The 22,445-nt window shown below is 33.4% G+C and carries 18 protein-coding genes and 1 pseudogene; 2 read left to right on the top strand and 17 right to left on the bottom strand.

Annotated elements, in window-relative coordinates; all coding sequences use genetic code 11:
* Positions 1-310 precede the first annotated feature (310 nt).
* The 5 genes from cidR to AOB58_RS10770 all read right to left on the bottom strand — a co-directional run bounded on the left by cidR (position 311) and on the right by AOB58_RS10770 (position 6,934).
* Positions 311-1,186 (bottom strand): cidABC operon transcriptional activator CidR, encoded by an 876-nt coding sequence (cidR, locus tag AOB58_RS10790; RefSeq protein WP_064783419.1) that lies wholly within the window; start codon positions 1,184-1,186, stop codon positions 311-313.
* A 345-nt stretch (positions 1,187-1,531) separates the two neighbouring features.
* Complete coding sequence (gene nhaC / locus AOB58_RS10785; RefSeq protein WP_021338623.1) at positions 1,532-3,004, bottom strand: Na+/H+ antiporter NhaC; 1,473 nt, start codon at positions 3,002-3,004, stop codon at positions 1,532-1,534.
* 274 nt (positions 3,005-3,278) lie between these two features.
* Entirely contained in the window at positions 3,279-4,253 is a 975-nt protein-coding gene (locus AOB58_RS10780; protein ID WP_021339722.1) for an SMP-30/gluconolactonase/LRE family protein, read from the bottom strand.
* A 246-nt stretch (positions 4,254-4,499) separates the two neighbouring features.
* The gene (locus tag AOB58_RS10775; protein ID WP_021339723.1) at positions 4,500-5,780 is read right to left on the bottom strand and encodes a hydroxymethylglutaryl-CoA reductase, degradative; all 1,281 of its coding nucleotides are present in this window, start codon (positions 5,778-5,780) and stop codon (positions 4,500-4,502) included.
* Complete coding sequence (locus AOB58_RS10770) at positions 5,780-6,934, bottom strand: thiolase family protein (protein ID WP_021339724.1); 1,155 nt, start codon at positions 6,932-6,934, stop codon at positions 5,780-5,782. Before AOB58_RS10770 ends, AOB58_RS10775 begins: the two co-directional genes overlap by 1 nt.
* Before the next feature lie 104 nt (positions 6,935-7,038).
* On the opposite strand from AOB58_RS10770, the gene AOB58_RS10765 reads away from it, so the two are divergent.
* A complete protein-coding gene (locus tag AOB58_RS10765) occupies positions 7,039-8,208 on the top strand; it encodes a hydroxymethylglutaryl-CoA synthase (RefSeq protein WP_021339725.1) in 1,170 nt (389 codons plus the stop codon).
* 381 nt (positions 8,209-8,589) lie between these two features.
* On the opposite strand, the pseudogene AOB58_RS10760 reads toward AOB58_RS10765, so the two are convergent.
* Positions 8,590-10,172, bottom strand: a pseudogene (locus tag AOB58_RS10760) (BCCT family transporter).
* A 140-nt stretch (positions 10,173-10,312) separates the two neighbouring features.
* Positions 10,313-10,846 (bottom strand): methylated-DNA--[protein]-cysteine S-methyltransferase, encoded by a 534-nt coding sequence (locus AOB58_RS10755; RefSeq protein ID WP_021339728.1) that lies wholly within the window; start codon positions 10,844-10,846, stop codon positions 10,313-10,315.
* A 117-nt stretch (positions 10,847-10,963) separates the two neighbouring features.
* Between AOB58_RS10755 and AOB58_RS10750 the strand changes: the two genes are divergently transcribed.
* Positions 10,964-11,263 (top strand): YrhK family protein, encoded by a 300-nt coding sequence (locus AOB58_RS10750; RefSeq protein WP_021339729.1) that lies wholly within the window; start codon positions 10,964-10,966, stop codon positions 11,261-11,263.
* A gap of 70 nt (positions 11,264-11,333) precedes the next feature.
* On the opposite strand, the gene AOB58_RS10745 is transcribed toward AOB58_RS10750, so the two are convergent.
* From AOB58_RS10745 to AOB58_RS10715, 10 genes are all read right to left on the bottom strand, one after another.
* Positions 11,334-12,719 (bottom strand): MFS transporter, encoded by a 1,386-nt coding sequence (locus AOB58_RS10745; protein WP_064783418.1) that lies wholly within the window; start codon positions 12,717-12,719, stop codon positions 11,334-11,336.
* A gap of 235 nt (positions 12,720-12,954) precedes the next feature.
* Positions 12,955-13,647 carry an alpha/beta hydrolase gene (locus AOB58_RS10740; protein ID WP_021339731.1) on the bottom strand — a complete coding sequence of 231 codons (693 nt, stop codon included), beginning with the start codon at positions 13,645-13,647 and terminating at the stop codon, positions 12,955-12,957.
* A 45-nt stretch (positions 13,648-13,692) separates the two neighbouring features.
* A complete protein-coding gene (locus tag AOB58_RS10735) occupies positions 13,693-14,157 on the bottom strand; it encodes a hypothetical protein (RefSeq protein ID WP_021339732.1) in 465 nt (154 codons plus the stop codon).
* 155 nt (positions 14,158-14,312) lie between these two features.
* Positions 14,313-15,488, bottom strand: a complete 1,176-nt coding sequence (locus tag AOB58_RS10730; protein WP_064783417.1) for a M20 family metallopeptidase — start codon at positions 15,486-15,488, stop codon at positions 14,313-14,315.
* Between the two features lie 98 nt (positions 15,489-15,586).
* Positions 15,587-16,975 carry an MFS transporter gene (locus AOB58_RS10725; RefSeq protein WP_064783416.1) on the bottom strand — a complete coding sequence of 463 codons (1,389 nt, stop codon included), beginning with the start codon at positions 16,973-16,975 and terminating at the stop codon, positions 15,587-15,589.
* 355 nt (positions 16,976-17,330) lie between these two features.
* Positions 17,331-18,677: a hypothetical protein gene (locus AOB58_RS13845; RefSeq protein WP_237283153.1), complete on the bottom strand. Its 1,347-nt coding sequence runs from the start codon at positions 18,675-18,677 to the stop codon at positions 17,331-17,333.
* A 20-nt stretch (positions 18,678-18,697) separates the two neighbouring features.
* Positions 18,698-18,838, bottom strand: a complete 141-nt coding sequence (locus tag AOB58_RS13840) for a hypothetical protein (RefSeq protein WP_237283152.1) — start codon at positions 18,836-18,838, stop codon at positions 18,698-18,700.
* Positions 18,835-19,254, bottom strand: coding sequence for a helix-turn-helix transcriptional regulator (locus tag AOB58_RS13835; RefSeq protein WP_237283151.1), 420 nt, complete (start codon positions 19,252-19,254; stop codon positions 18,835-18,837). Before AOB58_RS13835 ends, AOB58_RS13840 begins: the two co-directional genes overlap by 4 nt.
* Positions 19,245-19,625, bottom strand: coding sequence for a hypothetical protein (locus AOB58_RS13830; protein ID WP_237283150.1), 381 nt, complete (start codon positions 19,623-19,625; stop codon positions 19,245-19,247). The genes AOB58_RS13835 and AOB58_RS13830 overlap by 10 nt, the downstream gene beginning before the upstream one ends.
* A 162-nt stretch (positions 19,626-19,787) precedes the next feature.
* Positions 19,788-22,316, bottom strand: a complete 2,529-nt coding sequence (locus tag AOB58_RS10715) for an MMPL family transporter (RefSeq protein WP_064783415.1) — start codon at positions 22,314-22,316, stop codon at positions 19,788-19,790.
* Positions 22,317-22,445: the final 129 nt, after the last annotated feature.

Raw genomic sequence — 22,445 nt, 5'->3', positions numbered from 1 at the left:
TATTGATTACATATACTAGTATAAGCCCGTACGTAATATAATAAAAATATTGATTATCAATGACACCTATTACTTTTTTTCATGTAAGCGATTGAATACATTATATTTCATTATATTAAACAATAATAATGAAACTTTAAATACTCATGCTTTTCATTCAACAGCCCCTGCTATTTCGGCACTTACATGACTTTACATTTGATTATTTATGCTGTTGCAAACAAAAAAGAGAGCAGAAAGAAATCAAAACTTGATTTCTTCCTGCTCTCATAAGACTGACTAAAGTCATAACCAACCTATATAGGTATTTTTATAACCTTTGTTTCATAAATTTAATCCACTTTTTAGTCGCATGACTTAAATATTTTTCCTTTTTCCATATAACGCCTAACTCCCAACGCATTGCTGGGTCATCAATTTTTATACTTTTAAAATTACCATCAAGTAAATTCACAATATTCTCTGGTAAGATACTCACACCAAGATGTGCGCTTAATAAATTTTCAATAAAGTTCCACTGAGAAATTTTAGAAATTGTATTTGGCACAAATCCTGAATTTTTAGCCGCTTCAATAATTTTGTCATTTAAATAGAAATCTTCATTAAATAGTATAAAGTCCTCTTCTTTTAACATACTCATGTTTATTTGTTCATAATTCGCTAATCTATGCTCTTTATTCAATACGAGTCTCAATTCTTCCTCATATAACAACACAGAGTGAAAAATGGACTGATCCACTGGAATTGTGGTAATACCAATATCAATCTCATCTTTAATTAACTGAGTCTCAATCATCTTCCCACCATTTTCCACTAAATTGTATGTAACATTTGGGTATTTTTGATGAAACTCACCAAGTATATGAATAAACTTATTCATGTTCATCACTGCAGACAAACCTATACTGATATGACCTGTTTCTAAACCAAGTAGACTATTAACCTCTCTAGGCAAATCATTATAGAGCGTTAAAATTTCTTTGCTTTTCTGATAAAACACCCTACCAGCATCAGTCAATGCAAGTTGTCGTTTACTGCGGTCGAAAAGTGTCATGTTCAATTCTTTTTCTAAATCTTTTATCGCTTTACTAATCGTTGGCTGAGCAATATATAAAGATTTGGAAGCATTTGTCATACTATTTTGATTTACAACTTCAACAAAGTACTTCATCTGTTTAATATCCATGCACGTACTCCTCTACTTGAAACATAATTAATACTTTCAAGTATACGTTTAAATTTTAATTTTTCAATATCAACTCATTACAAAAACATTAATACACAGACCATTGTTATTTTTAAATAACTATCACAAACGAACAAATCAACGTGAAAAATGCACTCCTAAAAAATTGAAACTAAATTCAACTTTGGAGCGCATTTATTTTTCAATATATTCGGACAATTTTAATTAATCAGAAATATATGTTTATACACTTAATTCATATTATATTGTTTAGCTTACTAACCTTGAATTAAATACAACTGTTACAAATCAACGTGTTGACTGCTTTTAAATCAAATTGCTGCATTATGTTAGGTTCGCCTCTTCTTCTTCTTTTCTATTTTGTTCAATTTCTTCTTTACTTAATCCTATAATTTTAAAACCAATATACCCAAATATAATAGATATGACTGGTACTGTATAATTTAAAATTGCATAAGGCGCATATTCTATAACAGACACACCTAATGTCGAAGCAATAAATACACCACAAGTATTCCATGGTACAAACACAGACGTTAACGTACCGCCATCTTCTAAAGCTCTGGATAAGTTTTTAGCATGTAAATTTTTCTTTTTAAATGCCCCTGCGTACATTCTGGATGGGACGATAATTGATATGTATTGTTCCGAACATGTAAAGTTTGTACCAATACATGACACTATAACAGATGCAATTAATGATCCAGTAGATTTAGCAAATTTTAAAATAACCGAAATTAATGCAGTTAACATGCCTGAATATTCAAGCACACCGCCAAATGTCATTGCGACAAGTGTAAGTGAAATCGTATAGAACATTGATTCTAATCCACCACGGTTAAATAATTCATCAACGAGTTCATTACCAGATTCAATCGTGTAACCTGTTTGTAATGCTGTTAATCCATCTACAATCGAGTCACCTTGTATAAACAGTTGCGCGAAGAACCCTAATATAATACCTACGCAAATCGCTGGTATTGCTGGTACTTTGACTACTACAAGTGCGATGACTGCCAATGGTACTATGAGCAACCACGGTGTAATCACAAAACTATCTTGCATCGTAGTCAGTATTTCATCTATATTTTTGGTGTCAAAGTTTTTATCACCAAAACGTATACCTATAAAGAAAAATGCAACTAGTGATATCACCAAAGCTGGTATCGTTGTAAAAAACATGTGTTGAATATGTTCAAATAAATTAACACCAGACAAACCAGAAGCTAAATTTGTCGTATCAGATAATGGACTCATTTTATCACCAAAGTAAGATCCACAGATGACTGCGCCTGCAACCATACCTGGCGAAATACCCATGCTCAGGCCAATACCCATAGATGCTACACCTACTGTCGCCATTGTAGACCAACTACTACCTATAGCTAATGCCACAATACCACATAGCACAATTACTACGACTAAAAAGTATCTTGGGTCGATTAATTGCAGTCCGTAATAAATCATAGTAGCTACTACACCACTACCTATCCATGAACCAATTACTAAACCTACGAGAATAATGATTACTATAGCCGGTAATGCATGTCGAATCCCCTTATACATCATTTCCTCTACTTCGCTAAATGCGTATCCATGTAACATGGTTATAATAATCGCAACTGCCGTACCAATCATTAATGGTATATGAGGCTCTTTCTCAAGCACCGCTACCGTTAATAACATTGAAGTTATCATAATGATTAAAGTAATTAAAGCAGATGTAAGTCCTAATTCTTTCTTTGTTCTAATCTTTTCGCCATTATTTTTAGATTTCTTATTAAAAATAGTAGGCACCTCCCCTTTGTTATTTTATATCATACTTAACTTTTTATGCGCTTTCAACAGCGTATTTATTATTTAAAGGTAGTTATTTTACATCATTCAAACCACTTTTTTTATACAGATAGGCCACTATTTTTTACAACTCGCTTTTTTAAAACAACAAGTCACATCATATTCCTCCAATCTTTATTAAAGGGAATGACTATGTATTAAAAACATTAATATAGAAAAAATGTAACTCCGAGTCGAATTTACATTTTTTCTATATCTGTTTATTCAATTAAATTTAATAAAATTGGTAACTCTGATGTCCCTTGGCAAAACCTTTAGCAGTAAATAACCAAGAGTCCCCACCCATTTCTATATCGTTCGCACTAATAATTAATTGATCTGTACCAGGAATAAAGGCAGGATGCGTTGATCTCAACATATGCCCTTGGTCACGCCCTGGTATCAAGATTTGACCTATTGGATAACCTTTTTTATTAAAAACAAGTACTCTTCCTTGACCATACATTGCAACATAAAGGTTGTCATCGCTATCAATGCAACAAGAGTCTGGACCTTCATGTCCTGTGAAGTGATAAGGAATAGAGGCTCCAAATGGCGCAATCGTAACACCATCATCCAATAAATCTATGCGATGTAATCGATTTGCATTTGTCTCTGTAACCCACAATGTTTTTTCATCAGTACTTAAGGCCACACCATTGGCCACAGCAAGATTCTGAATGACAGGTGTGATCGTTTTATAATCTGGTGACACATAGTAAACGCCACCTTTAGGATTTGTAGAATAACCACGGAAATCTGTAAAATAAAATCCACCTTTACTATCAAATACTAAATCGTCAACACAATATTCAGTATCAATATCTGAAACAATTGGAACTTCTTGTTCACCTTCTGAATTTACTGCAAAGATACCTCCTGAGCTTTCAAAATCCCCCAAATAACAAACAAAAAGTCTTCCATCTTTATGTATTTTAACTGCTGCTGGATTTTGTTTTTGTGATTGAAATAGTGTTGTCACTTTTTTCTCTGGCAGGTCTACGTGAAAGATTGTACCTCCAAATACTTCACATAAAAGTAGATTCCCATCTTTATCAAAGCATAGCCCTTCAAGTTGTAAACCTTCATCAGAGATTTTTAGCCATTGTTCTGCCGTAACCGTTTGGATATCCGCTTCATGTGAAAGTATTGGCACAGCTGTACTTGCATTCCCTTTATATGATAATGCCGGAATGTTGTTGTTTTCCATTATTCATACCCCTTTTCTACTTTTTCTTATATAACAAGTATATGATAGTATTTTCTTAAAATAAAATCATAACCATAGCATTGGATAATAGAAATAGCGTTTTAACAATTTAACCAGAGATATTTATTTCTCTTCAAACTAAGCACGCTAAAGGGGAGTGGACATTATCGTGTCTCACTCCCCTAATACATCCACCTATGATTCAATTATACCTTTCACATTGAAGGTACTTTATATATACTAATTCTATTTGTTCTCTCTTAATTGATCTAGCAATTGTTGTGCTGTAGCTGTATTGGCTCTTGGCTCATCTTTCAACATATCTGCGATTTGTGCGATTTCTTTACCTTCTGCACCCACAACAATGGCTAACGATTTATACTGTAAGCTCATATGTCCTTTTTGGATACCTTCTGATACTAATGCTCGACAAGCAGCAAAGTTTTGTGCCAAGCCAACAGCAGCAACTACATGTCCAAGTTGTTCAGCGGAATCTACTTTCATTAAATCTAGCGCTGTTTTAGCAATTGGTAACACTTTTGTACCGCCACCGACTGTCGCTAATGTCATAGGAACTTCAATCGTCCCAACTAATGTCTGACGTTGCTCATCATAATGCCATGTTGCTAAGCCACGATACTGTCCATCTTTACTTGCATATGCATGTGCGGTTGCTTCAACACCACGTGTGTCATTACCTGTTGCTAAGACAACAGCGTGGATACCATTCATTACACCTTTATTATGTGTCGCTGCACGGTGAATATCTACTTGTGCTAATACAGAAGCACGTTCCATACGTTTCGCTACTTCTTGTCCATTGCGGCCATCTTTGGATAAAGCAGAAACTTCTATTTCACCTTGTACTTTAACTACAGACGCTGTCGCATGGTTAGATAAAATACTCATTAAAATATCAATATTGTCTAATTCATTTTTCAAATAAGCTGTAATACCTTCTAAAATTGTATTCAGCATGTTCGCACCCATAGCATCTTTTGTATCTACAAATACTTTTAATGACAATAAGCCTTCCGCTGAAAACGTATCAATTTCTATGCGGCGGTAGCCCCCGTCTCTTTCTAAAATTGAAGGATATACTTCATCAGCAATTTGTTTAATTTGTGATTCCAACTGATTAATTTTTTGTGCAAGTGCCTGTGTATCATTTACGCCATCAAATACAATTTGGCCAATCATTAAACGTTCACTAGATACCACTTTGAAACCACCAGTTTGATTGACAAGTTTAGCACCATAGCTTGCAGCTGCAACAACTGAAGGTTCTTCTACCATCATTGGCACGACAAATGGTTTTTGATCAACAATAATTTCAGGTAGTAATCCTACAGGTAAAGAACCTTGACCAATTACATTTTCAATCAAACTATTCGCAATCTCTTCAGGAATAAGCGGGTTATTTAGCAATACCGCTTTATTTTCATTGCTCAACCAGCCTTTTTGAACAAGTTGCTCTAATTTCTCTTCACGAGATAAATGACGAAATGACTTATCTAATGCTTCCATTATTTATGCCCCTTTTCAATTTCTAGTGCTATACCTAAGCCGCCGCCAATACAAGCCGTAGCGATACCACTTTGTTTATCCTCTTGTGACAATACATTCACAAGTGTCGTTACTAAGCGTGTACCAGTTGCACCGATTGGGTGACCTAGCGCAATCGCACCACCATATAAATTGAGTTTCTCTTCAGCTATGCCTAAATTATCTCGAACAGGGATACTTTGTGATGCAAATGCTTCAGTCATTTCAACTACATCTATGTCATCAATATGTTTACCTGTCTTATCTAATAATTTCGTAACTGCATGATATGGTGCATATCCCATATAATCAGGGTCACAACCTATTTCAGCGTGTTCTCCTAGAAGCGCTAAAATTTCATAGCCTTGTTCTTTTGCATAAGCTGCGTCCATTAAGATAATAGTTGAACCACCATCATTAATACTAGATGCATTACCACCAGTAACTGTGCCATTTTCCTTAAAAATTGTTTTTAAAGTTGCAAGCTTTTCTATACTCGTATTGCCACGTATACCTTCATCACTTGTCATCCATTCGCCATTTACGTCTTTTAAAGGTACAATTTCATTATCAAATTTGCCCGCTTCAGTCGCTTGATGTGCTTTTTGATGAGAATCATTTGCAAATTTATCTTGTTGCTCGCGTGTCACATCGTATTTTTCAGCAATTTTTTCTGCTGTGATGCCCATTGGCACATTTGAAAAAGCATCTGTTAAACCGTCATGCATAAAGCTTTGAACAGGTGATTCTCCTTCTTTCAAAATAAGTTGTGGTGCGTTCGTCATACTTTCTACGCCACCAACTGCAACTACTTTCGCTTCTCCCAATTGGATTGCTTGTTTACCGAGAATAATTGATTTTAATCCTGAACCACAAACTTCATTAATCGTCATAGCTGGCGTCGTATTCGGTACACCTGCATTGATACTAATTTGACGCGCTGGGTTTTGTCCGCTTCCACTTTGTAACACATTGCCATAAATGACTTGATCTATTGTATTTGGGTCTAATTTAATTGCTTCTATTGCTGCTTTTAATGTTTTCTTTCCAAGTTCAACTGCTGAATAATTACTTAATTTCCCTTTAAATCTTCCAATTGGTGTACGTTTTGCACTTACGATTGCTATTTTATTCATTTTCAATCTCCTTTATTTACAGTTTTTAAATCATTGTATTTTATAAGCGTGATTTGGTATGATACAGGTGCTTATTTATATATAGAAAGGTGTCGATACGCTTTATGACAATTGGTATTGATCAAATTAATTTTTACGTTCCAAGATTTTATGTAGACATGGCTAAACTGGCAGAATCACGCCAAGTTGACCCAAATAAATTTCTACTTGGCATTGGCCAAAATGAAATGGCAGTTAGTCCAGTAAGCCAAGATATTGTTACAATGGGCGCAAATGCCGCAAAAGACATCGTTACTGATGAAGATAAAAAACAAATCAGTATGGTTATCGTTGCAACAGAATCTGCAATTGATTCTGCGAAAGCTTCAGCAGTACAAATACATAACTTGCTTGGCATTCAACCATTTGCACGTTGTATTGAAATGAAAGAAGCTTGCTATGCTGCAACACCAGCAATTCAATTAGCTAAAGATTATTTAGCACAACGTCCAGATGAAAAAGTATTAGTTATCGCTAGCGATACTGCACGTTACGGTTTAAACTCTGGTGGCGAACCTACACAAGGTGCAGGTGCAGTTGCTATGATAATATCACAAAACCCACGAATTCTTGAATTAAATGATGACGCAGTTGCATTCACTGAAGATGTCTATGATTTTTGGCGTCCAAGTGGACAACCTTATCCTCTCGTTGATGGCGCATTGTCAAAAGACGCTTACATTCACTCGTTCCAAGAAAGCTGGAATGAATATGCTCGTCGCTACAATAAAACATTAGATAATTTTAAATCATTATGTTTCCACGTACCATTTACTAAAATGGGTAAAAAAGCACTTGACTCAATTTTAACAGATTCTGTTGATGAACAAACAAAAGCACGCTTAACTTCTGGTTATGAAGATGCTACATATTATAATCGTTATGTAGGTAACATCTACACTGGATCTTTATACTTAAGTTTGATTTCATTATTAGAAACGCATGACCTTTCTGGCGATGATACAATCGGACTCTTCAGTTACGGTTCAGGTTCTGTAGGCGAGTTCTTTAGCGGTAAAATTGTAAAAGGCTACCGAGATGCACTTGATATTCAAGGACATAAAGACCTTTTAAACAATCGTACTGAAATTTCAGTTGAAACGTATGAATCATTCTTTAAACGTTTTGATAATTTAGAATTCGATCACGAAACTGAATTAGCTGATGAACCAAAAAATATTTTCTATCTTGAAAGTATTAATGATCATATCCGTAATTATAATACCTTAAATTAAATCTGAAATCACTTAATCGTATCATGATTAAGATGCATAATTTAAATTACCATATTTAGCTTATGCATTTAAATCATGTGCTAGGAAGTCTTTACTGAATTTAATAAATTTATGTATATAAAAAGGGAGTGGGACAGAAATCTAATTTTTCTAATAAAATTTCGTCGTCCCACCCCGGCACAGCTGACTAGAATTGAAAAAAGCTTGATATAAGCGCATTTTCAATTCAGTCAGCCACTGCCAATATAAAAAATGAGGCTAAGACATGTCATTATGTCTCAGCCTCTTTTCTTTTTACTCAACAAACTAAAACAGAGGAGATATTTGTCAATTTACGACTGTATCTCCTCTGTTTTATGTACGTCTCATGTTATAACGTAATTATTTTTCTGCTTGTTCTTGTTCAATCTTACGTGTATATGCTTCGTATCGTTCTTTATTAGGTTGTAAAGTCAAACCTAGATATTTCCGTTCTTTGTTTGCATCTTTATATAAAGCAATCATCATTAATATCACTACAAAACTAAACGGTAGTGCTGATATGATAGCAGCAGATTGTAAGGCGTCTAAACCAGTATCTCCGCCAGCTAATAATAAGACATATGCAATACCTGCTAATGCTAATCCCAAACAACTTTAACAAAAGCAGTAGGGTTTAACGTACCGTGTGCAGTCTGCATACCTAAGACATAGGTCGCTGAGTCTGCCGAAGTAATAAAGAATGATGCAATAAGTGCTAATGCAATCATTGAAAGAATAAATCCAAATGGTAATTCATTAAAGATTCCAAATAATTGTGTCTCAGGTGGTAATTTAAATAATTCACCGTGTTCTTGTCCAACTGTGATACCTGTTGTACCAAAGGCACTAAACCAAATGATACTAACCACTGTTGGAACACCTAACACTGCAACAACAAATTCTCTTATACTACGTCCTTTTGAAATCCTAGCGATGAATATACCAACAAATGGACTCCAGCTCATCCACCAGCCCCAATAATAGATTGTCCATGTTTGTAACCAGTCCGACTTTTGTTCATTTAACGGAGCAACGTCTAAAGTATTAAATAAAATTGAATTCAAATAGTCTCCTGTGCCGCTTGTCATCATGTTTAAGATAAGTAGCGTTGGTCCCACAATAAAAACAATTACGAGTAGTAAAGCAGCTAACACCATATTCAAATTACTTAAATATTGAATACCTTTGCTTAAACCACTCCATGCACTATATAAAAACAATACAGTAACTACTGCTATAATTATACCTTGAACCAATGAATTAGCTGGTATACCAAATAAATAATTAAGCCCAGCGTTAATTTGAATGGCCCCTACGCCTAAAGAAACTGCAACACCAATTACTGTTGCAAAGACTGCTAGCACATCTACAACCGTGCCAATAGGACCTTCTACTCTATCGCCTAAAACTGGGCGTAGCGTTCTTGAAATCAAACCATTTTCACCTTTACGGAACTGTGAATATGCTAGTGCCAAAGCAACAACACCGTACATCGCCCATGGATGAATACCATAGTCTAGAAATGAAGATTGAAACGCTTCTGACATGGCTGCTTTTGTTTCAGCATCTGCTGTTGGCGGTGCTAAATAATGCGAAATAGGCTCTGATGCTCCGTAGAATACTAAACCTATACCCATACCTGCACTAAATAACATCGCTAACCATGACACCGTACGAAATTCTGGTTTATCCGAAGGTTTACCTAGCTTTAATTTACCGATTGGGCTAAATGCTAGAAATATGCAAAAGCCTAGTATTACAGTATATAACAACATATAATACCAACCGAATGTATCTGAAACCCAAGTAGACACACTACCTGTAATACTCCCAAATTGTTGAGGGAAAATTGCGCCAACCAAAACAAGTAATCCTATGATGGCAGCTGAATATATAAATACACTTGAAAATTGTTTTTTCTCTTTTGGCAAAATTCTCACCATCCCTTAAATTTTTAGCAAAGACGTGTAATAGAATACCATACTGAGTTAAATTATCAACTTAGTTAGAGTTTTTTTACAACTTGCAAGCGTATTTAAGTAACTTTTTTGAACATTTTAATTCATTGATCAACCTTACTGCTTCAAGGCTTTGTACTATGCTTAGGTCTATAAAATGCATCCATATCCATTTTTTCTAATTTAAGTAACTCAATTTTGGTATCAATGCCACCACCATAACCGGTTAAACTACCATCTTTACCAACAACTCTATGGCATGGAATGATAATTGAAATTGGATTGCTGCCTACTGCGCCACCCACCGCTTGTGACGACATTTGAGCTTTACCTCTTTTTTTCCCTATTATTTGTGCTATTTCACCATACGTTGCTGTTTCGCCGTAGGGTATTTCTAAAAGTGCTGCCCAGACTTGTTCACGAAATTCCGTGCCAGACGCTTTTAAAGGAAAATCAATTTCCGGAATATTTCCCGAGAAATATGCGTCTAACCAACGTTCTACTTTATCAAAGATAGGTTGTTCTGTTTCTACTAACTTATGGTCATATTTTAATTCGAAATCGGTTTGGTTGGGTAGCCACAATCCAGTAATATGCTCTCCGTCAGATGTTATTGCAACGCGTCCGATAGGTGCTTGATAGTATCTTTTATAATGCATGATGCTCCCCTCTTTCTGTCCTTCTGAATTTGTTTTATCATAAATCTTTCTCGGTTTTATGTAAACCATTAAGGGAATGAGTAAGACAACTCAAGATATGTATGGGAGGCCTTTTCTATGTCTAAATCAAAGCAACAAAATTCTATTAACAAAAGTACTGATTTAAATTTTAATACACCTCAAAGATCTGAACGTCTTACACTGATTTATAAAGCACTATACCAATTAAACGATGTTGTTCTTGTCATCATATTCTTAATAGGTAGTTTTTTATTTTTCAGTGATAATACTGTCACTATAGGTACAGTATTATTTGTAATCGGCAGTATACAGATGACAGTTAGACCGCTTATAGCATTGTCACATGATTTACATTTGGCACATAAATATAAAAAATTAGAAATGTATGACCAATAGTATACTTTATAATTCAACGTAATAAATACCACTGCAACGATAACGTTACAATGGTCTTTAATTTTAATATTTAACTATTTATTTTACGTGTCGGTATGATTAATGCACTCGCTAGAACACCACAACCAACAATACAAGCACCAACGATAAAGCCTGCTGTTGCCGCTGTATGTAAGCTTTGTCCACTTTGCATGATCGCTGTGTAAATAGAAGTCATAATTGCAATACCAAATGCGCCACCAAGTGTTGAGCCCATTTTAAATATACCGGAAGCGACGCCCACTTTTTCTGGAGGTGTAGTTGAAACTGCAGTACTCAATGCCGGTGTTGCAAAGAGACCTGTACCGCCACCAAAAAAGACTGATGCAATTAACGCTACAACGATATACCCTGAGGTACCAAAGAACGTTAAACTAAATAACAATATACCTATTGCTGTAAATATTGGTCCGATAACCAACGCACGTTTCGCGCCAAATCTTTTAATGCTCTTTTCACCTAAGCGTACAACAATAAGTAGTGTAATCAAGTACGGTAAAGTAAGTAAACCTGCTTGGAACGCACTAAATTCCAATCCACCTTGCGCATACATATTAAATAAAGCAATGACACCAACGCCTGTGTTAAGTAAGAAGTTCGCAAGTACTGCGCCTATATAAGGTCTATTTTTAAATAATTCCAAATCGATAAACGGCACTTTTTTGCCACGTTCTACTTTGAAGAACATAAATACACATATGATAAAGACAGCTAATAATATTAATGTTGGCGTACTCAGCCACCCCATTTTATAACCTTGTGTAATGACAAAACTAACACTCGCAATCATAATCACAAATATTGTAAGTCCTACATAATCAAAACGATTTGCTTTGTCTTTAATTAATTTACTTTCTGGTAAATGTTTTAATAGCATCAGCGCAACAAGAGATAATATAATCGACAGAATAAAGATAGATTGCCACGAAATAAATGTTGCCATTGCTCCTGCAAAGAAAGATGATAAACCTGTGCCCCCAAACGCACCAATCGACCAAAAACTCAATGCTTTTTGTCTTTCGTCCCCTTCAAAAAAGTCATTGACGATGGAAATCGTCGCTGGCATGATAATTGCTGCTGATAAACCTTGCACAACTCTACCTAGAATCAATAATACGACATTTCCTGAGACGATAAGCATAAGTGAACCAACGATACTTAGTATGAGTGCAATACGTGTCATTTTCACTTTACCAAATTTATCTGAAATGTTACCTGCTACTACCATAAACACACCAGTAACAAATGACGTTAAACTTATAGAAATATTGACTATACCTGGACTAGCACCAAAAGTTGACTGGATTTGAGGCCCAATATTCAAAAATGACTGGGCAAATAACCAATAAGTTAATATTGATAATACAATACCCGTCAACAATTTACCCCCTGAAATTTGTTTCATTTTTTCTACCATAAAAGCATCCCCTATGTTTGTTAATAATATAAAGTTAGAATTTAAAAGACACTTCTCTTCGCAAATTATAAATGAGAATATTACACAAATAAGTGTACGATTATTTCTTTTAAAAATTCTTAAACTTTAAATTTTATCATTAATTAAGCATAAAGGTCAGAATTTACATGCTATTATTTCGAATTTTCTGATAAATAATGGCTATAATTTGTCATTTTTTACGTGAGCAAATTAACTAAAATAATTTTTTTACCGCTTTATTAAAGTATTTTTTGAAATAAATTTGCTGGTGTAATTCTTTATTATTTGTAACGAAATGAAATGTTATTTGTTCAGAAATTAAGAGCTCATTTAGAATGTCTACGCCTTGTTCAGTTTGAGCTAAGATATTGGTATTGATCTCTGGATGTTGTTCATCTTCAAGCGTGCCAATATACCAATAAACATGTTCTTCTTCTTTAATAATAGGTTGCTGTTTCATAAATGTTAGAAAGCCTGGATACCATATTGAAGGTGAAATCAGTATATATGTGCCAAATGTATCTGGTTTCTTGAATAACGCATAGAGCGCAACTAATCCACCTAGTGACGCCCCAGCAATACTTATATCCAAGCGCTGTTCAGATACATTGAAACATTTTTTTAAATAAGGTAACAATTGATCAGAAATCCATAAGAGATAATCATCCACTGCACTATAAAATGATTCATCTTCGACTTTATCTTGCCAAGCCGCATAAATTTTGTCATTATCATTCTGCACTAATCCTACAAATATGACTTCTCGTTCAATATCCTTAAATAAGTCATCACCATCTTGAACGATAACTAAAGGATATGGACCAGCTTTACGCTTAAAGTATCCTTTAGGTAATTTCACTTTAATATCACAGTGTTGAAAACGAATATTAAAATTTCTTATATTCATAGCAATCAACCCTCTTCCTATTCACCTCCATTAACTCAGGTGATTTTATAGAAAATTATATAACTCAATATCATTTTCTTTCGCATATTCTAAAGCAAGTATTTCTAAGATATTAATTAGTGCAGGGTTACCTTTAACTTTAATATATTGGAATTTCAAATTATGTTCTTCTGCTTTAATATTTTTTAATTCTGATTCATCTAAATTTTGTTGCGCTACATAGGCTTTTCTAAATTTTGCTGTGCCAGCATCTGATTTCACATTGAATTGTGCGAGCTTATCATTTAAATCTTTTTGAGTAAGTTTGTATCCAGTCATAAACCCACCTGCTTGTCCTACATATAATGGTTTTTTATTTTTAAAGATAACAAAAACACCTTTTTGTTCTTGAACTTCACTTCTAGTTTCTTTATCAAATGTAAGTGCCTTTGACTTATCATATTTGAATAATTTTTTTAACGGCTTATTATAATCTTCAAGCAATTCACTTAGTTTTTTATCTGCATTCATTTCAATCATCCTTTTTTATTATTTTATTATTCTATATATACACTTTAATGCGCCTGCATAAACTACATGAAAAATGGGAAGAAAATTATGCACACAAAAATAAAGGTTGTAGCCCAGTATAATAAGCTACAACCTTTATTTTATGTTTTAATACTTTATTTTAAATAATTGAATACGGTAACGCCTACTGCTTCAGCTGCTACGCGTAATGATTTTTCACTGATATCAAATTTAGGATGATGATGTGGATGAATGTTACCATTGTCAGGTGCAGCACCTGCATAAATAAATGTGCTCGGTATAGCTTTAGCATAATATGCAAAATCTTCAGAAGGTGGTTGTGCTTCACATCTTTCTATACCTTTAATTGCATCTGTATCAGCACTTTCAATAGATTCTACAACAAAATTCGTAAACTCTGGATCATTGTACAATGCAGGATAATCGACATTATATTCTAATTCACATGTCACACCAAACATTGCTTCTAAGCCATCTGTTAAACGTTTAACCTCTTTTTTAATCGTTTGTTTGGTTTCATCAGTCAAGGCACGTACATCGCCCTCTACTTCAATACTATCTTTGATTACATTAAATTGTCCTTTACCGTCAAATGAACCAATTGTTACAACGCCAGTTTCAAAAGGATTCAAACGTCTTGAAACTATTGTTTGTAAAGCATTAACAAAATATGCACCAGCTACAATACTATCATTTGCCGTATGTGGTGATGAACCGTGTCCTCCTTGGCCATTCACTTTAAGTTTAAAGAAATCTCTACCCGTTTGTACATTACCTTCACGATAATATACATTACCAGATGGCATATGACTCATCACATGGACACCTAATACATGGTCGACACCATCTAAGACACCATCTTTAATCATCGCTTGTGCACCGCCTGGAGGTACTTCTTCAGCAGGCTGATGAATAACAACAACTTTACCTTTAAATTGATCTTTCAATTCGATAAGTGTTTCAGCAAGAATTAGCATATATGCTGTATGTGCGTCATGACCACAAGCATGCATCACGCCTTCATTTTTTGAAGCAAATTCTAACCCAGTATCCTCTTGAATTGGTAGTGCATCAAAATCAGCACGTATTGCAATTGTCTTACCAGGTTTCCCACTATCGATTGTCACCTTCAAACCATTAGGACCTACATTCGTTTCTACTTCACAATCTTTATCTTTATAAAAATCTTCAATATACTTAGGCGTTTCTTCTTCGTGGAAAGATAGCTCAGGATATTGATGAAGATAGCGACGTATCTCAATCATTCGCTTTTCTTTCTCTTTCAATATATCTATTAATTGTTTCACCATAACAGTTCCTCCTATATTAAATATATTCAACTTATTTACATTATATACTTTTTGAGTGTAATTTATGTGTTAGAGCATTTTGTTGAATAACGTAAATGTTATGCCTTTTTAAATGATGGGACAGTAATCAATATGATAATTAACGATAATAATGCCATCAACACATTGAGTAATAATCCTATTAATGCGCCAGTTTGGACATTAGTAGTACTTGCCACGATACCATAAAGTGCGCCTGATAACGCGATACCAAATGCACCACCGAGTGATGAAGCCATTTTATAAATACCAGAAGCCACACCTACTTTATCTTCAGGTGAATTTGAAATAGCCATATCAGTTGAAGGTGTAGCATAGAAACCGAGTCCCAAACCATAAAGTAAATATCCAATGATACAAACGACTACATAAATTGTGCTTGGTAAAAATATAAGCGAGATTAAAATTATACCAATCATATTAAAAAATGTGCCGAGCATCATCGGCTTTTTAGCGCCTACTTTTTGTAGAATCTTTTCTCCTACTCTAATCATTAATAATACTGTTACCAAATAAGTAATAGATAATAAACCAGTTTGGAATGCATTAAAGCCTAAACCTTGCTGCACAAATGTGTTAGCTACTAACAGTGCACCTGCTACACCATTTAATAAAAAATTAGAAAGTGTGGCACCTGTATATGCTTTATTATTAAAAAGTTTGAAATCGATTAATGGATTTTGTTTTTTATTTTCCATTTTAATAAAACTTATTGTCGAAACTATAAATATTATTATTAAACCTATAATGATTGGTGAAAAAATACCCAATGATGCACTTTGTGTGATCACCACATTAATACTTAACATCATAACAACAAATAATAGTAATCCTGTGTAATCAAATCCTACCTTAGTTTTGCTAACTGATTTTGTTTCAGGTGTGCCTTTTATTAATAACATCGAAACTAAGGCGATGATGATAGACAAGATAAATATCCATCTCCATCCTACAAATGTCGATACCATTCCGCCAAATAAAGATGCTAAACCTGAACCTCCCCATGAACCGATAAACCAATTACTTAAAGCACGTTGTCTATCTTTCCCATCAAAATAAGCTTTCATTATGGCTAATGTTGACGGCATAATTGCTGCAGCAGACAACCCTTGAATCACTCTACCTACAATAAGTAAGATAGATAAGTTACTCACGATAATCAATAATGAACCAATAATACTAAGCCACAAACCAATATAAGTTATTTTTACGCGTCCAACTTTATCAGCGAGACTACCTGCACCTACCACAAACATTCCTGAGAAAAGCGCAGTAATACTCACCGCAATACTCACTGTTCCTATATTACTGTTAAAAGATTGCTGCAAAGTCGGTACTACATTTAATAGTGATTGTGCAAACAACCAAAAGGTGACGACCCCTAATACAATTCCTAATATTAATTTATTATCTCCTTTATATGTCTGTACATTTCCTTTTTGAGTCATTCTTTATCCTCCTAAATTAAATTTTCAAATGACAAACAGGAAAGATAAGCCTAATTGTAAAATGTTTTTCTCTTAACATCCTCAATCAATAACGCTCGCTATCCTTTATAAAAAATATTGTAGCGCGTAATTTTAGATCTCAATATAGCGTATTTGTTGTTTTTATATCTTATTTATAACGCATTCGATTTATATTACTTCTATGACAAAAATGTACATATTGATTTTTGTCATCAATAATTATTCTCACGTTTAAATATAGGATTAATGATACTTACTCGAAATAAAAACTAGAGAATAGGACAGACACTCTACTTTTTAAATGAGCTTCCGTTGTCCAACCTCTAGTTGCTTTTTAGCTATATTTTTTATCAAAATATCTTCTAAATTCAATAATTTGAATTGCATTTGTAAGTAATTTTAAGTGATATGTTATTATATCGATTATATCTACTTCACTTACATCCAGTTTGGGAAAAGATACTCGATTAACATAATTAATCGTTTCTTCATCCATGCCATGTTGCGTATTATATTGTTGCCATATTTTATATAACGCACCATGATTTTTATCTAATGTTAGATGCTTAATTTTGTATGTCCCAGGTAATAAATCAAAAATATTTATTTGATATTCTTTATGATTTAAGTCATTAGAGGAATCATTCAAAGTAAAATAAGGGTTATAATGTTCTGCATCCCAGAGCACAATTTGAAAATGTTCGGTATTACCTAAAGCAATACAATTTCCATTTCTATACAAGATGTTTTTTAATAATTTTTTAAAAAACATACTTGTAAAAAAAGCAGGTCTTTTACCATCAAATTGATGGTATAAATCAATACCATTTAATTCTTTTTTTATATCTTTCTGACTATATTTCTGATGTATCTCAAAATTCAACCAGTATCCAATCATATTAATATGGCCATTCATTTCTATAAGTTGTTCAAAAATAATGCCTGCTCTAAAATATTCTCCATTTGTCAGATTTGTATCGCCTGTCAATGTATTCCAATTCAATAATGTAAAGGAAATTTTTCGATTTTTTACATCTAACCATTCCATAATTTTCTTTAATTTGAGCGTGATGTGTTTCTTAGCTAAATTAAATTGGTCACTCTCGATAGATTGAAAATTAATTATGTCATTTTGATTTGCACAGAATGCAATACTATCAATATGTTGCTTATGATCCTCTAAAATGCGTTTAGCTATGTGTACTTCTGCTTGATTTTCAATATTAAAGTTCAGTACAATTTTGATATTTTTAAAATACTGTTTAAATAATGTGATTATTGTTTGAGAGTTCTGTTCATCTATACAATTTATGTAAAGTACTAGATTAAATAAATGACTATCTGGAACTGTGTTATAAATATGTTCCAATACATATACCAATTCTTTATAATAACCTTTGAACTTCGAGATTGCTTTCGGTGGATTTATCTCTATGCCTAAACCAATGTGATACATGAGTAAAAAATTCAAGCATTCATCTATCTTCATATAACGGTGTACATTCGGTATAACTTCATCACTTTCGATAATTTTATCCTTAATAAAACCTTCTCTAATCGGATCTTTAATCAGTACATGATTTAATCCTATACACTTTTTCACTTCTAGTAATTGTTTTCGATATCTTTGAATGAGTAATACGTCTAAATTTCCTATTTGTATTACATGTTGATAATGCAAAAGTGTTTGTTTTGAGTCTTTTAAAGTAACATCAATGACTTTTTTTCTGCTTCAGTTGATTGGATAGCACTATCGACAGGTTGATTGATATAATCTGATAAATAGTGCAAATAAATTTGATATGCAATATTTTCATTTTCTTCATATTGATTTTCACTCAAATGTATATCTTTATATTCCCCCTATATTGTGTAAGCGTCATTTGTGTATCTTTCTTAAAATGTTTCAGTAACATGTTAGAATTGCTAAAACCATTTTTCAAAGCAATTTGCGTAATTGTGTTATCTGTATAAATCAAATCTTCCTTACAATGCTCAAGTCTTATGTGAATCAGATATTGATTGAATCCCATTCCCATTTGCTGTGTGAAAATTTTTGATAAATACGTAGTGCTAAGTGCTACCTTTTTGGCTACTTTAGTTAACGAGATATCATTAGTGTAATTACTTTGAATATAGTTACATACAAATTCTACTCGATAGTCATTTAACATTGTTTTATATGATTCGTTCATTTTTGTCGGTAAGAATCGTACAATTATAAACATTAAATTTATTAACTGCTGTTCTATATACAAACGATAATACTCCCCTTTCTAATATTCACAACGCCTATCATTGCAATAGCATTTACGATTTGTTTATAAATAACTTCTTGCAAACACCCTTTTTCTAAAATTAAAATTTTATTATTATAATCATCTATATATTGCTTTAAGTAACTTTCAGTTAAATGAATAGAAATATAGAGTGTATCTTTATTTTCTATGAAACGAAATTGCTCACGATGATTAACAATAAAAATATCACCTTTCTGGTATTCATATTTTTCATTATATTTCCATACTATCAATCTACTTCTCAGCACTAACACAAGACGTAATCCATCATTTATGCTGACTGTTACCTTGTTTGGTTCATTAAATTCTACTTGATAAAAAGTTTTCATGATTCACCTCTTTATAATTCAATATTTTAATAAAAATTATAAATTTGGCTATAATCTATACTATTTTGTTGATTTTTGGACAAAAAAACTGCCAACAAAATCTGAAATTTTGTTGGCAGTAATTGATTCTCAATATAATTAAGAATCCTAATATATTTAGACTTATTTTTTATTAATCGTTTTCTCGATTAATTCATTCAGTTTGTTAATATTTTTACTTTGTTGCGCTAACAGTGACATAACATCTTCATCTTTGTTTTCTGTACTTGATGTTGTATTACGTTCTGTACTGTTATCTACATTATTAGCGTTATTATTATCGCTGTAATAATGCGGTTGTTTTTTACCTGCTTGATAGTCTGCTAATGCTTGATATAAGAAATCTGTTTGCGCTGTTTGTTGCGCAATCTCGTCATATAGCATTTTAGTTTTTCTATCAACTGAAATTGCATTACTATTTTTAGCTGTTGTCGTTGATTGTTGGTGAATATTGAATGTACGATCATAACTTTCTTTTGAAGTACTCACTTTCTGAGTAGGCATCATACTTTGTAATTCATGTCCTTCAATATCCACACTTGGTAAAATTCTATTTAACCATGCTGGCATATACCATGATGCTTTACCAAACAACTGTGTCAGTGCAGGTATCAATAGTAAACGAACGACAAATGCATCGAATAATACACCGAAACCAAGTGCTATACCCATTGATTTTATCATCACATCATCTTGGAAGACAAAAGCGATGAACACACTGAACATAATTAATGCTGCAGCAACCACAACCGGGCCACTTTCTTTAATACCCACTTTAATAGAATGTTCGTTGTTACGTGTCTTACTGTATTCTTCATGGATACGTGACATTAAGAACACTTCATAATCCATTGCGAGACCAAATAATAAACCGATTGTTATTACTGGTAAGAATGCGAGTAATGGGCCTGTCGTATCAACACCAAACAGACCAGTCATGAATCCTTCTTGCATGATTAATGTCGTAAAGCCAAGTGTTGCTACTAATGATAATACGAATCCTAGTACTGCCTTCAATGGAATAATAATTGAACGGAATACTACCATTAATAGAATAAATGCTAAAGCTACGATAACACTCGCAAATAATGGAATTGCTTCATTTAATTTTTGAGACATATCAATGTTGATTACACTTTGACCAGACACTTCTGTTTTGAAATCATATTTATCTTGTGCATCGTCATTATAATCTCTTAAATCATGGACTAAATCATTTGTAGATTGTGCGTTAGGTCCTTTTTCAGGAATTACAGCAACTAAGGCATAGTCTTTACTATCACTTAGTTGAGGAGGCGTCGCCATATCCACGTTATCCATACCATTAATATCTTTTGTCAGATCTTGTAAATCTTTTTGTAATGCTTGAGGATCATCTTTCTTATCTTTAACATTCACAAGCATAGCAATTTGGCCATTATAACCTTCGCCAAATTTGTCTGAAATAATATCATATGCTTTTTTCTGTGTCGTATCTTCCGATTTCATACCATCATCTGGAATACCTAAACGCATATCACTAATTGGGATTGCTGCTACTACTAAAATAATAAGTCCAATTAAGACTGCTGTTAAAGGTTTGCCTACAACAAATTTTGACCAAGCTGTATCAACATCGCCTTCAAATTCTGATTTACTTTGTTTAGGCTTAATGCTCTTATGGAAAATGCTGATGATTGCAGGTAATAATGTTAAAGCACTAATTACCGCTACTAATACACTAATAGCTGACGCATAACCCATGACTGCTAAGAAGTCTATGCCAACGAGGGCTAGCCCACAAACTGCAATAATTACAGTTACACCAGCAAAGATAACAGCACTACCAGCTGTACCTACAGCTAAACCGATAGCTTTAATATGATCTGGTTCTGTCTTCACTATTTGACGATATCTAAATAGTATAAACAGTGCGTAATCTATACCTACTGCAAGTCCAATCATAACGGCTAACGTCAATGTAACGTTTGGAATATCGAACGCGTAAGTAAGTAATGAAATAATCCCTACGCCTGTACCCAAGCCAAGTAATGCACTGATAATTGGCATACCTGCCGCAATAAATGAGCCAAACGTAATTAATAATACAACGAATGCTACGATAATACCTATTATTTCTGAAGCACCGCCAATTTCAGTAGACTCCATTCCTGAACCCATTAATTCAGCTTGTACATTATGTTTATCTTCTAATTTTTCAACTTCATCTTTTACATTATCTTTAGAATCTGCTTTTAAAGCTGTAGCAGACACATCATAATTGACATCCGCAAAAGCAGTTGTCTTATCTTTACTTATTTGTTTATTATCATAAGGATCTGAAACATTCTTAATATCATCATCATTGTCTTTAATGTCATTCAATGTGTCTTTGATATCTTTAGTCATATCTTCCTTAACTATGCCATCTTCAGAATCGCTCTTAAATACAATTCTTATTTGTGCTTTTTCACTATCCTGGTTAAATTCATCTTCTATTTTTTCATTTGTATCGAGTGATTCTAAACCATTCATAGTGATGTCATTATCAAATTTAGGTGAACTTATTGTAAGTGGTATAATAATTGCTGCGAGTAAAACGACCCATGCAACAACACTCCACCATTTATGTTTTGCAATAAACGAACCTAATTTATACAAAAACTTTGCCAAACTATTGCCTCCTAATTTAATCAACGTTATAGTTTATACATATAGTGTAGATTATTTATATTAACATTTTACAAGCTAAGTCGTATTATAAAAAGAACTAATTATGCCAATATGTCTATTTAAACTACA

Source organism: Staphylococcus sp. AntiMn-1, from assembly GCF_001663395.1.
Lineage (GTDB): Bacteria > Bacillota > Bacilli > Staphylococcales > Staphylococcaceae > Staphylococcus > Staphylococcus equorum.
The sequence above is the reverse complement of the archived record's forward strand: the minus strand, read 5'-3'. Positions and strand labels throughout refer to the sequence as shown.